This window comes from Candidatus Zixiibacteriota bacterium, from assembly GCA_016933955.1.
In the GTDB taxonomy this organism is placed as follows: Bacteria; Zixibacteria; MSB-5A5; order GN15; family PGXB01; genus JAFGTT01.
Genome location: JAFGTT010000019.1, coordinates 99,147 through 112,883, shown reverse-complemented (window position 1 = coordinate 112,883; position 13,737 = coordinate 99,147). Strand labels below are relative to the sequence as shown.

General features: G+C 48.7%; 12 protein-coding genes. All 12 read right to left on the bottom strand.

Annotated elements, in window-relative coordinates:
• Positions 1-12 precede the first annotated feature (12 nt).
• Entirely contained in the window at positions 13-981 is a 969-nt protein-coding gene (locus JXQ28_07105; GenBank protein ID MBN2277497.1) for a hypothetical protein, read from the bottom strand.
• Between the two features lie 134 nt (positions 982-1,115).
• Complete coding sequence (locus JXQ28_07100; protein ID MBN2277496.1) at positions 1,116-2,855, bottom strand: GAF domain-containing protein; 1,740 nt, start codon at positions 2,853-2,855, stop codon at positions 1,116-1,118.
• Between the two features lie 108 nt (positions 2,856-2,963).
• Entirely contained in the window at positions 2,964-4,502 is a 1,539-nt protein-coding gene (locus JXQ28_07095) for a YifB family Mg chelatase-like AAA ATPase (protein ID MBN2277495.1), read from the bottom strand.
• A gap of 132 nt (positions 4,503-4,634) precedes the next feature.
• Positions 4,635-5,090 (bottom strand): hypothetical protein, encoded by a 456-nt coding sequence (locus JXQ28_07090; protein MBN2277494.1) that lies wholly within the window; start codon positions 5,088-5,090, stop codon positions 4,635-4,637.
• A 68-nt stretch (positions 5,091-5,158) separates the two neighbouring features.
• A complete protein-coding gene (locus JXQ28_07085; GenBank protein ID MBN2277493.1) occupies positions 5,159-5,611 on the bottom strand; it encodes a hypothetical protein in 453 nt (150 codons plus the stop codon).
• 196 nt (positions 5,612-5,807) lie between these two features.
• Positions 5,808-5,990, bottom strand: coding sequence for an HAD hydrolase-like protein (locus JXQ28_07080; protein ID MBN2277492.1), 183 nt, complete (start codon positions 5,988-5,990; stop codon positions 5,808-5,810).
• Positions 5,991-6,131: 141 nt separating this feature from the next.
• A complete protein-coding gene (locus JXQ28_07075) occupies positions 6,132-8,999 on the bottom strand; it encodes a pyruvate, phosphate dikinase (protein ID MBN2277491.1) in 2,868 nt (955 codons plus the stop codon).
• 218 nt (positions 9,000-9,217) lie between these two features.
• Complete coding sequence (locus JXQ28_07070; protein ID MBN2277490.1) at positions 9,218-9,541, bottom strand: hypothetical protein; 324 nt, start codon at positions 9,539-9,541, stop codon at positions 9,218-9,220.
• A gap of 293 nt (positions 9,542-9,834) precedes the next feature.
• Positions 9,835-10,629, bottom strand: a complete 795-nt coding sequence (locus JXQ28_07065) for a hypothetical protein (GenBank protein ID MBN2277489.1) — start codon at positions 10,627-10,629, stop codon at positions 9,835-9,837.
• Positions 10,630-10,642: 13 nt separating this feature from the next.
• Positions 10,643-11,512, bottom strand: coding sequence for a hypothetical protein (locus tag JXQ28_07060; GenBank protein MBN2277488.1), 870 nt, complete (start codon positions 11,510-11,512; stop codon positions 10,643-10,645).
• A gap of 14 nt (positions 11,513-11,526) precedes the next feature.
• Positions 11,527-12,168, bottom strand: coding sequence for a hypothetical protein (locus JXQ28_07055; protein MBN2277487.1), 642 nt, complete (start codon positions 12,166-12,168; stop codon positions 11,527-11,529).
• 15 nt (positions 12,169-12,183) lie between these two features.
• Complete coding sequence (locus tag JXQ28_07050; GenBank protein ID MBN2277486.1) at positions 12,184-13,716, bottom strand: hypothetical protein; 1,533 nt, start codon at positions 13,714-13,716, stop codon at positions 12,184-12,186.
• Positions 13,717-13,737: the final 21 nt, after the last annotated feature.

Here is a 13,737-nt window from a genome sequence, read left to right as displayed (position 1 = left end):
GTGAATAATTCATCAGAATATAATCCAGAATGGTGCTGATCCGGAGTGGCTGTCACTACCGTTATGAGTCGCCTCGATCCGAACTTCGATCGAATCCAGGGATGTCAGGCTGACATCATCACCGCGACCGGTATTCATTGCTCTAGCGAAAACCACCGTCCAGGTATAGTCGGAGGCATCCAGTCCGGTACTATCGTATTTCGAAATAGCCACTACATCCCAGCGACTGCTCTCCCCCCGGGTGGCAGAACTATGAATAGTGGAATCGATGGCATAGCCCGGAAGCTTATAACCGGCCGGCCAATTCAGGAAAACATTCATTTCTACCGTATCTTCAAGATACAACACCGACCCCGTATAGTCGAGAGTATCGCGATGCATCCAGAACGGTTTTTGCATCAAATTCGACCAGTTTCGGCGGTACGGATTAATATTGGGCTGAACCGTATCAAGCGTATGAACTGTTCCGTTCCAGCTTTCATCCTGGGCCAAAAAGCCGGGCGCCGTCCGGGATGACATCCAGTTCCAAACATCCATCTTCCCGGTCTCCACTCCATCGCCGCCGGCATCAAGCAGGACAAAAAACTGATCGTCATAAGTATATGTAGCCGAATCCCATTCGTGTTCCAAAGAGCTTTTCACAATATACCCGCCCCAGATATTGGCGGTGGCATCATGCCAGCGGGCCCAAAGATAAAGCGTATCGGAAGCTTCAATAGCCCTCAGAGTAACATCCTGTTTACCCAGATTGGGATTGATCCCGTATGTCGATGATCCGCCAATTTCCACCTTCATTGAATCAATCGTAAACCAAACAGCCTCATTAACATTGCCTAAAGTTGGCTTGGTCGCTTCGGAATCCACCACCAGGCGGACAATTGTCGGTTCATCGCCATCGCCATCGGTCCCGTTATCATCACTGCTGCATCCGGTGATCAACAGGGCCAGAAGAATATAAAGGGGCAATATCGGCTTTTTCATTATTCCTCCTGATTTAACTTATACATTATAACTTAAGACAATTCCCTTATCCTGTCAAATTAATTATTATGACGGGACTTTCGATTCCCAAATGTATCAAGTAGAAAGTGATGCCAAAGGTTACGACTTGATATTTATATTTTTTTCATTACGATCATAGTCAGATCGTCGAAAACATGCTTGCGCGAGGCGAACTCTTTCACACGCCGGACAATTTCACCGTGAATTTCGCGAGCCGGCTGTTGACGGCATTCCTTCACGGCATCAATCAGATGTTTCTCGCCGAATTCCTCACCGCTATCATTATTGACCTCGGTTACGCCATCCGTATAAAAAACAATCAGGTCACCCGAACGAAGGAAAATCGGCCGTTCTTCATAAACAGTGTTTATCAAAACCCCCAGAGCCAGGCCGCCTTCCCTGAGCATTTCAACCGAACCATCCTGACGAATCAATATAGGACGATTGTGACCGCAGTTACAGAAAGTGAAGATATCGTTTTTGGAATCGAGGACACCGTAAAAGGCCGTCACATAGTTGCCCTGCTCGACCGATTCGAACAACAATGAATTGACTTTGGAGCAAATGGTTCTGATGGCGTAATTATTCCTGATTTCGGCGATCAGGGAAGCCCGAAAAGAAGCCATAATCAAGGCCGCCGGAATACCTTTGCCGGAAACATCGGCAATAGCGATACCATGCTGGTTATCTATTATCTTGATATAATCGAAATAGTCGCCGCCCACCTCGCCGGAGGGTATGTTCACTCCCGAGATATCATAGCCCCTGATAACCGGATCGGCCTTCGGCAAAAATGACAGTTGAATATTTCTTGCGATACTGAGTTGCTCGGCCAGCCTCTGATTTGCGATCATCTGTTCGTGCATGATAGCTCGTTCGACCGATATCGCGGCATGGCTGGCAAAGGCCGTTACCAGTTCCAGCGAATGATCGTCGTAGGCATCGGGCTTGCTCGATTCGAGATTGAGCACGCCGATAATTCGCCCGTCGATTTTCATCGGCACCCCGATTTCCGACTTGGTTTCCGGGTGTCCGCTGACATACCTCTCATCCTTATCGACATCTGGCACAATCACTGCCTCGCCGGTCTTGGCTACCCAGCCGACCAGGCCCTGCCCGATCTTGAGCTGCATGAATTCCTCGCTGCCTGAATGACTGTATCCTTCTGAGTACACCGTGCTGACCTCGTTCTTTTCTTCATCCAGAAGAAAGACCCCGCCGGCGATAAAACCGACCACCTTGTTGAGCGAACTAAGAATCAATCGAAGAACTTCATCAATATTCAAAGTGCTGGACAGCGTCTTACTGACATCATACAGCAACTGCTGCTCGACGGCCCGACGTTTGGCATCACGATACAAGTTGGCATTATCAATTGCCACCGCAAACTGGTTAGCCAGACCGAAAACAGTATCGAGATCGTTTTCGGTATACCCGCCTTCATACTTGTTGACCACTTCGACGACACCGATCATATGGGCCCGGCCGATAAGCGGCACGGCCAGGGTGTTGCGGAATTTGATCCCCAGGTTATCCTCAAGTTTAGGTGAAAAACGCTGGTCCTTATCAGGCTCGTTGGAAATGACCGGCTCCCGGTTTTCAGCCACCCAGCCGATAATACCCTCCCCCTTATCGAGGGTGAAATATATCACCTCGGAATCACAGCAACGCGCAAACCGTCCCCGGACCACATCAATATTTTTGTCGATCCGGTAAACCAGCGCCGCCTCGGAATCGGTCGCCTTCGCCGCTAATTCCAGCACCAACTTCATCAACTCCTCGTAATCGAGAGTCGAGGTCAGAAGCCGCCCGGCGTGAAGCAGCAGCTTTTCCATTTTGGTCAATTCAGCCATCGGTTTGTTACTCCAAAATTAATGCAAGTTAATTACGGATATAAAATTGTCAAGAATAGATATTTTCTCAATTCGGCGGCTGTCAGCGTAAAATTGAGTGGAAAATTTCTACAACCAGAGATTGCGATCCAGAGAACGATAGTGAATAGCCTCGGCCACATGGGTGGTTTCGATTTCCGGCGCTCCCTCCAGATCGGCAATAGTCCGCGATACTTTCAAAATCCTGTCATAGGCTCGTGCCGATAATCCCTGCTTGCTGATGGCCAGATTTAAAAGCGATTTGGATTTCTCATTTATGCGGCAATAATGACGGCTGTCTTTGGATTTCATATGCGCATTGCAGAATATCTTTTTTTCGTTACCAAACCGATCCAACTGGATCTGCCGGGCGATATTCACCCGGCGGCGAATGATCTCCGATTTCTCGCCGCAGGCATCCGAAGACAGCTCTTTAAACTTGACCGAAGGCACTGTTATATGGATATCGATCCGATCCAGCAAAGGCCCGGAAATCCGTGACATATATCGCTGGATGGCCGATGACGAGCAGTTGCACTCGTGACTGCTGTCCCCGAAATAGCCGCACGGACAGGGATTCATGGCCGCCGCCAGCATGAATGAAGCCGGATAAGTCAGTGATGTCGTCGCTCGTGAAAGGGTGACCTGACCGTCCTCCATCGGTTGCCTTAAAACCTCAAGAACATCCTTATGAAATTCGGCGATTTCGTCCAGAAAAAGGACCCCATGATGAGCCAGCGAAACCTCGCCGGGTTTGGGAATACGGCCCCCGCCGATTAATCCGGCATCGGAAACCGTATGATGCGGGGCGCGGAAAGGGCGGGTGGCAATCAGAGCGGCATTATCCGGCAATAACCCGGCGACGGAGTGAATCTTCGTCGTTTCCAGTGCTTCGGGGATCGTTATATCCGGGAGAATGGTCGGCAACCGCCTCGCCAGCATCGTCTTACCTGATCCCGGCGGACCGGTCATGATGATATTATGCCCTCCGGCCGCCGCCACTTCCAGCGCCCGCTTAGCCGATTCCTGACCCTTAACATCGGAAAAATCGACATCGTACTTGCGATGGGCCGAAAAAACCGACTTTATATCAAGTTCATACCTCTTTATCGTTCCCGGATCCTCTAGAAAATGAATCGCCTCCTTAAGCGACGAAACCGGATAAACCGGCAGTTGTTCGGCCATGGCCGCCTCCGCCGCATTTTCTCTGGGAACCAGGATTCCTTTGATGCCGTTATTGTTCTGCACATGCATCGCCATCGGCAACACTCCCGGCACCGGCCGCACCGCCCCATCGAGCGATAATTCCCCCAGAAGAACATAATCATCAAAGCTGTCACGCAAAATTTGACCGGTGGCCGCCAGAATCCCGACCGCCATCGGCAGATCGAAAGCCGAACCCTCCTTGCGGATATCCGCCGGGGCCAGGTTGATGGTTATTTTTTTCGAGGGAAAGACAAAATCGGAATTCTTAATGGCCGCCGTGACTCTTTCTTTGGACTCCCGGACCGCCCCATCCGGCAACCCAACCGTAATAAAGGCCGGCAACTGTTGCTGAATATCTGCTTCAACCTCAACCGTATAGGCGTTGACTCCAAGAGTCGCCGATGAATATACCTTGGCCAGCATAAATTCTCCCCTCCGATAATACAATACCGCCAAACCCGCACTTTCGGGCCGGGGATTTTCCTTATCTAATAATAGGATGATTGACTGACAGGTGCTGTCAGTAAAAATTAAAAATTTATGCCGGGCTTATTTCTATCGGCCGTAAATTTCTATCCGCCGATATGGATCCGGTGTCCGGGATTCAAAGACTATATAATCACCGTCTGTTGTATAGCGATATCGGGCTTGGGGTTTGGCGTCCGGGCGGCAAAGATCCTGATATAAATTTTCGTTGGTCACGGTTATATACAGCGAATCTCCGTCAAAAGACCATGTTCCTTCGACACTGCAAATATCGAAACTGCCCGTATTTCCGTCGTCCTCGACCCGCATAAAAAAGACACCCTGTGATTTGAATTCGAACTCGGCGGTGCATGAGGCACTGAGCGAATCATCGGTCAGCCAATCGAATGTCAGCAGATAGGTCCCCGTCAATTTCACCGGAGGATCAAATGAAACCGGACCGAGACCATTATCCTCACTGCAAGTTATAGCCCCCAGGAGAATGGAAACAAGAAAAAACAGGCCAATAGTTCTTTTTAATGACATAAATTTATCCTCCCAAACCTCATAAAAAAAAGGCCTCCGCATCAGGCGGAGGCCAAAATTTCTTGCGGTTATTCCGGCTCAGGAATCAAAACCAGGGTTTTGAACATCACGTTTGTTGAATCCTCTTGCGTTATTACCACTGAATCCAACTGATCCTCAGAACCTTGATAGCGAATCAATTGTGTCCTGCCAACCAAAAGCTTGTCTTTATCGCAGGTTTGCACACCAACCAGAGTATCCGAGAGAATCAGAGCATCGGTAACCTCATAATACCCCGAATAATCACACAACCAAACATTGTCATCATCCGTCACGGTGCAGAAGAATTTCTGATCGGTAAATGTCCAATCCACATTCTGGCGATCAGTGGTGGCAGAACTCGGATCTTTATAATCTGTTACCACTTTATAGACACCGGTATATGCACCTCGTAATTCACTCTGCGGGGGGATAATAACGTCATCGGCACAGCCGGCCATAATAGCAATGGCAATTAAAAGCACAAAAGTCAATTTTCTCATTTTTATCACTCCCTAAAGCCTTAATTATTCTATTTAAGATAGTTATAATAATCAAAAAGCCGCCTGTCCACAATAGCTTTTTTCTTATTTTCCTATATTTTAGACTAATGAAGAGCCCTCTTCGTTCAATAAAATTATTAATGGAATTAATTCGAAGCCACCCTCAGAGCAATACCCGGTTATTCCAATAATCGGTTTAAAGCCGTGTCCGAATTTCCGGGATATCCAATAATGCCGGTATATTCTCAATTGTGTAATCCGGCCTTTCGCCCGGCAGACGCAGTTGCTGGCATCGGTGAGCCCCTATTAAAACCAGAACGGTTTTCATCCCGATCGTTTTTGCCGGGATAATATCATTGTCCGCCCGATCGCCAATCATAATGGACTCATGAGGTTGCGTCCCCCATAATAACCATACCCGGCAGAATCAAGACCCGATCCCGATTTATACGACAAAAAACCGAACCCGCCCATGGGATGGCGGGTTCGGTCATGATGTCCTTCTTGATGTCGAATCGTTTTATTTGTCGCGTTCGGTGGTCTTCTGTTTCTCTTTAATTGTCGCCTGGGCCGCCGCCAGCCGGGCTATCGGAACCCGGAACGGCGAACAGGAGACATAATTCAGGCCGGTTCGATGGCAGAATTCGATCGAGGATGGGTCGCCGCCATGTTCACCGCAGATACCGATCTTCAGATTGGGATTGGTTGCCCGGCCTTTTTCGGTCCCCATCTGGACCAGTTGACCGACACCGGTTTGATCGATGGAAACAAAGGGATCCTTGGGCAGGATACCCTTCTCGACATAGTATCGCAGGAATTTCCCGGCATCATCGCGCGAAAAGCCCATCGTCATTTGGGTCAGGTCATTGGTTCCGAAACTGAAGAATTCCGCCTCGGTGGCAATTTCATCGGCCGTCAGGGCGGCTCTTGGAATCTCGATCATGGTTCCGATCCGGTATTCCAGAGCCTTGATCTTGTACTTCTTGATAACCTCATCGGCCACCCGTTTGACGATTTCCTTCTGGTTGCGGAATTCGTTGATATGCCCGACCAGGGGGATCATGATTTCCGGAATGACCTTTTTCTTGGCGCGGGCCAGTTCGCAGGCGGCTTCGATTATAGCCCGAACCTGCATCTCGGTTATCTCCGGGAAAACGATTCCCAGCCGGCAACCGCGATGACCCAGCATCGGGTTGACTTCTTTGAGTTCGTCAATCCGTTGCAGGATTTTCCTCTTCCTGGCCAGCTTATCATCATAATGTTCATCGTACTTATCAAGAGCTTCGATCTGCTTTTTGATTTCCACTTTATCCGGCAGAAATTCATGCAACGGCGGATCAAGGGTTCGGATGGTTACCGGAAGGCCATCCATTACCTCGAAAATTCCCTTAAAATCGCCTTTTTGGAAGGGGAGCAGTTTATCCAGAGCATCCTGACGTTCCTCGGTCGAATCGGCCAGAATCATATCCTGCACTATTCCCAGCCGCTCTTCGGCAAAGAACATATGTTCTGTTCGGCACAAACCGATTCCCTCGGCCCCGAATTTCCGGGCCTGCGCGGCATCCGGCGGCGTATCGGCATTGGTTCGAACCCGGAGTTGACGAATTCCATCCGCCCAGATCATGAACTCGGCAAACTCACCGGAAAGCTCCGGCTCGATGGTTGAGACTTCACCGACAATAACTTCACCGGTTGAGCCGTTTAAAGTAATAATCTCACCTTCTTTAATAATCAGCTTACCGACCTGGAACTGTTTCTTGGCCTCATTCACCCGAACCGCCTCGCAACCGGCTACACAGCATTTCCCCATCCCGCGGGCGACAACCGCGGCATGCGAAGTCATTCCTCCGCGCGAGGTCAAAATCCCGGCCGAAGCATGCATGCCCTCGATATCATCGGGATTGGTTTCCTGCCGCACCAGGATAACCGGCTTCTTTTCCGTGGCCATCTTAACGGCATCTTCGGAATTGAAATATACCCGCCCCGAGGCGGCTCCCGGAGAGGCCGGCAGACCTTTGGCAATAACCTCAAACCTGGCGGCCGGATCCAATCGGCGATGAAGCAATTGATCAAGTTGATCCGGCTCGATCCGCATGATCGCCTCTTCCCGGGTGATAAGCTTCTCTTTCACCATATCAACAGCGATTTTCAGGGCCGCCTGAACAGTACGTTTGCCGGTTCGCGTCTGAAGCATGTAAAGCTGGCCTTCCTGTATGGTAAACTCGAAATCCTGGACATCCCGATAATGCTTCTCCAACCGACTGGTGATCTCTTCGAGCTGCTTAAAAACCTGCGGCATTTCATCCTTCAAACGGGTAATCGGTTGCGGGGTCCGTATCCCGGCCACCACATCCTCGCCCTGGGCGTTAATCAGGTACTCACCGTAAAATTCCTTGTTGCCGTTGGCGGGATTTCGCGTAAACCCAACCCCGGTTCCGGAAGTGTTGCCCATATTGCCATACACCATCGCCTGAACATTGACGGCCGTCCCCAAGTCACCGGGGATATTATTCAGTCGGCGGTAACTGATCGCCCGGGGATTATTCCAGGAACGAAATACGGCGTCACGGGCCATACGTAACTGGGTGTAAGGATCATCCGGGAACGGTTCCCCGGTTTTGCGCTTGATAATAGCCTTAAATTTTTTGATGATATCATTGAGGTCTTCGACTTGGAGCGAAGAATCCTGTTTTATTTTCCGGTCTTTCTTTTTAATTTCGATAACTTTTTCGAATTTGTCCTTATCTATCCCCAGAACGACATTTCCGAACATCTGCACAAATCGGCGGTAATTGTCGTAGGCAAACCGTTCATCGCCGGTCTTCTGCGCCAGACCCTTAAGAGTGTCCTTATTGAGACCGAGATTCAGAATCGTATCCATCATGCCGGGCATGGAAAACTTAGCTCCTGATCGAACCGACACCAGCAGGGGGTTTTCGGGATCGCCGAATTTCATACCGACCAGTTTTTCGATTTTGGCCATCTGGTTTTCAATGTCTTTATCGATCTCGGCCGGTATTTTCAGATCGTTTTCATAAAAAATCTTGCATATTTCGGTGGTAATAGTAAATCCGGGAGGAACCGGAACCCCGATCCGACTCATTTCGGCCAAGCCGGCTCCTTTTCCACCGAGGAGATCCCTCATGGCGGCATCCCCATCGGCCTTTTTGCCGCCAAAGAAATAATAGGCCGAAAACTGAAGTTTTTTGTCCGTTGTTTTGGATGCCGGAGTCTTGGCTTTGGCTTTGGTTTTAGCGGTTCGGGGTGCTGAGGATTTGGCGGTTCTGGCTTTGGCGGTTTTGGCCTGGGCCTTGGCGGCAGCGGCTTGCTTGCGAGGAGCTGTTTTTTTGCGAATCGTTGTCGTCTTTTTCGATGCGGCTTTTTTCATGCTCTTTTTTCCTGATTTTGCGGGCTTTTTCGGCATTTTCTTGGTTTTAGTCTTAATCTGAGTCTTCTTTTTTGTCTTCTTTGGAGCGGCCATATCAAAAATCCCTCCTTTTCCAAATAAATTTTGGAAAAATTAACTTGATTTTTAATCCATACGCAATAAAAAAAGGCGGTTCGGGAAATATTTAACCCGAACCGCCTTCAAACCCGGCACCGGTTTTACATGGTAAAAAGCCTTTCGCCGCTGATTATTTTCTCAAGAATCTTCAGCGTCTTTTCGACCGGCGCATGCATGATGTCGGACGTGTTAAAGGTGGCGCGAACCACCTCGCGCGGACAATCAAAATTGGCTTTCCCTCGACCCCCTCGTGCCTTTTTCTTATGCGTTAGATTGTACTGCCGTTGATACTCTTTGGCCTTTTCTTTGTGCATCTGATAGTACCGTCTTTGGTACTCTCGACGGGCCTCGGGGGTGGAAAGCTTGCCCTTTTTCTTATTCCTGGTTTTACTGGTTACTTCAGCGGAACCAGACGTTCTCGCCATCCCCTCCTCACTTTCGGGATTGAAGTTAAAGTTACCCTAAATATTATACTTATATCAGGTCCAACCTATCGCTAAAATAAAATAGATAATGAGCACATTACTGTCAAGCGAATTTTTTATTTTTGTCAACATTTTTGTCATAATTATTTAATTTATAACAAATTGCATAAATCTAAAAAAACAAAAAATATAACCTTTTAATTATTAGGCAATTACAGAACAATATTTTTAAATTCCCCGCTGTAAAAAAAGCCCGCCATCAGCGGGCTTTTCATTTGTATTCTTGAAATATTCTATTGCTCTGGAGTCGATCCCTTGTTCATGAAGTATTTCACTATTTCGAACATCGCCCAGATCAGGAAGATACCGAAGACAAGGAACCAGAATAACACATAACTGACCTCTCCGCTTTCCCAAGCATTTACGGTCCAGTCATTCAAAACCTGGATTCTCTGCACGAACAATGAAATACGGCCCATGACGGTGTAACCGAACGATGCTCCGAAACCGATCATTAAGATCCAGATTCCGAAACTGGATATTCCCTTGAAAACACCGACATGCTCCTTTGAAAAGAAGAAATAAAAGAGAGCCGCCAGGGTTCCCAGAAAGATAATAATGCTGGCAATGCCGGAGGCGGTGTCAAAAACGGAGTGGCCGAAGAAGTTACTCCGGTCGATAACACCCAGCATAGCCGAATGCAATTGTTCGATCACCCTGGCCTGCATCTCCCGGGGAATAGCCATACCGGCCGCGATACCCATGTACAGGGCAATCGGCCAGCGGCTAATCCAGGACCTTTTCTTTGAAAACCGGGTCCACATCATCACCCCCAGGGCGGCCGGGATGAGATACCACCACTGCGATGAATTCACCCACAGAAAATACCAGTCGCCATCATTGAGACGGGTAAACAGATTGGGAATCAAACTCTGGTGCCATAGCACCAGCGCAAAATAACCGGCCGAAACGCCAACCACCAGGTGTTCGGCGAATTTATAAAACGGGTTATCCTTATAAAGAAATGAGAAAGTGCATAGTGTCAGGAAGGCTCCCAACGTCGTCCACAAAAATGTACTCCATTCCATCTACCATCACCTCCTATCTCATCTTATTCTTGTTACGGGTTGCCAGGAAGCCGATATTACCCATGACAATAAACAGGATAATGAGAATATGGGCGAATAGTTGGATTCTCATCCCATCCATGGCTCGTCCGGGATTATCGCATAGCATCTCAATCTGAGCCGCCCCCAGAAGCCCTGCCGCAAGTCCAAAGACTTGACCGGAACCGAGGTAGGGATACATATCGGCGCCCATAACCCCGGTCACCGCAAGAGCCAGAGGAACACCGTAGTTGCCGTGTCCGTACGTGATCCACATTTCGGCAACATTGCCGGCGGCCATATCCACCACCAGTTTGCACTGGTCGAAGTTTTTCGTACCCCGCATTATCGGGATGTTGTCAAGTGGAGTCCCGTAATAATCGGTTGGGAACGGAACCCGGAAATCAAGTCCCATAGCCTGGATCACCATCGCCGGATAAGGCTTATACCCCAGAAAGACATAATCGACTCCGTTGACGATTTCCCGACCCTGATAGAAAACACCATTATAAGTCGCGTCGTTTTTAACTGAATCCGAGATATCACGGATCACCTGATCAACCATACCCTGACCGAGATTGGAAAGCGTTCCGAAAATTACCCTGATCTTTTTTCGGAAACACAATTCTGCCAGAGCATAAGTTGTCGGGTGAAGTTCCGCCAGCGCATTGGGATCATAATCAACCGACATATAAATAATATCACCCTCTTCCAGGGCGTTAACCTTATCAAAAATTGATTGGACTTCATGGCTGAGGTTGACAGGGACTTTAAAATCCCATAAATAAGTTATGACACACACAACCGCCAAAGCGAGGAATACCCAACGCCGATCCAACGAAATCAAACGATCAAATATATTCATCCTGCCAACCCTCCTCAATCCCGGCCCAGATAGGCGCGTTCAATACCAAGAATAACTTTCAGGGCCGTGGCCACCATTCCCAGACCGACCCCAATGACAATCGCCCGTTTGGCGGCCAGGTTCGGGACATTGAGAAGCCAGACCGAGAATTTTTCCATAACCGGCTGGATCGGTCCCAGAAAAGGATTAAAACGGAGCATGATAACCAGCGCCGCAATCAACAACAGGGTTGCCAGAAGAGAGCGCGCCCGGAAAGCCCGATAGGCCGCCGAAGCTATAAAGAAGGCCAGCAACGAAAACATGGTAGCCTGAATCGGAATGACAATATACTGGTAAAAATGCACAAACATGTAATTATCCGATCCCACCGGCGTCGAAAAATGCCGAAAATAATCAAAACCAAAAAATGTCATCAAAAAAAGCCCACCCAGCGTTACAATCGAATATTGCCAATTGGGCCTTTTGTGCTTCACTTTATCCCAGGAGACTCTTATCAGCGACCAGATGCCCAACGCCAGGGCAAAGACACCGATAATCATCATCCAGTCCATAAAGAAAGCGTTTACCCATTCGGATGCCTGATGCGGAATAAAATACTGTATGATCATGGCGAATCCGAAAATAAAAACCAGCATTAATGGAAACTGTCTTTTCATCTTAATTCACCCTTTTCAACCGCTGACGTGGAAAAAATCCACGACGCCATGATAACCAAACATCAATGATATTAACCCGATTATTGCAAGTAATATCACGCCCGCCTTGGCATAGTCCTGGGCCTTTAGAGAACCCAGAAGCAGGGGCTCCCGACCGAGATAGGCCGAAGCCGCATAAAGTTCCTCGCCAATCAGGGTATAGTCGCAGGCCACCACAAAAAACGGAATTTGCGAAACTTCATCCGTCCCGGAAATCTGGATTGAGCCAGCGACAACACCGGTTTCGGCCAAAATCAATGACTCGGCATAGAACTTACCCATATACAAATTCGTCGCCGGTCGTTCACGAAGCATGACACCATTGACACCGGCGACATATGCGAACTGCTGATTGGTCACGAAATAAACCATATCCTCATTAAAGGCATCCGGGCGCCCGGCATCCATATACGCCGTCCTTACTGTCTCCTGTGCCACTGTCATAACGATCGGGTCATAGCAAGGTACGATCAAGCCGGTGCGATATTCCGCCACCTTTTTGGCTACCCGGCCCAGAATGGTGTACGACGCGATAGTGGCAATGTCCGCCGCGGTTCCCAGCCCGAGAACATACAGAATCGGTTTGCCCATCTCGGTGGCTCGACCGATCGCCTCATCGACAGCCTCGATACCGGCCAGGCGGCGGACAAAAAGCTTGGCCCCGCCTTTGGCTTTGTTGATAAAATATACCGTAAGAGACAAAAAGCCGGCCACCATCACCAGAACTGCCAGTCTCTTCCAATTAAACCACTGACCAAAAGACTGAACCGGTCCAAAGACTTCACTGTCGGAATACAGGACCATATTCAACTGGGCCGCGCCACAATCTTTGAACACCGAAGAATCGGTTGAAACGGAACGAATAACATAATAATAATCCCGCTCACCCGGAAAATACTGGGTGGTTATGGCCCGAATTTTATAATAGTAATCAACGTTATCTGGCATATAATCTCTCTCATCGGGATACATGCCGCCGATATCTTCCATTTCCGTGGTTTTGAATACTGTTTGGCGCAATTTGAACATGACGGGAGTACTATCAGCACGATATAAGGCATAACCTATGACATTATTCGCCCCTTCCCCATCGTCCGGCGATTTATGCCAGCTGACAATCAACCCATGACCATGATCATTGTCCTTATCCACTACAATTAAATCTGTCGCCGGCCGGGGAGAGATCGGGATCAACGAATCGGCTACCGATGAATCTCGTTCAATTACATCCTTAAAAGATGTTTCTTCGGTTGATACGCGACCGCGTTCCTCGAAAGGCCCCACACTCGACAGACCCCGCAAAACGGCGTATTCAATTGTCTCAACAGAATCGCTTTCCGCCGGTAAATTCCATTGAAGCACCGCTATCCTGGCACCATTCTCCATTTCAAGATCAGCCGTTAAATTGGATACGACCGCCGGCAAAGGTTTTTTTTCATTCTCATCCTGTGCCAGGACCGAACTTGCCATGATAATACAGCACAGAACTATTAACGTTTTTAGCTTCATACAAGCCTCACGCTGTTTTAT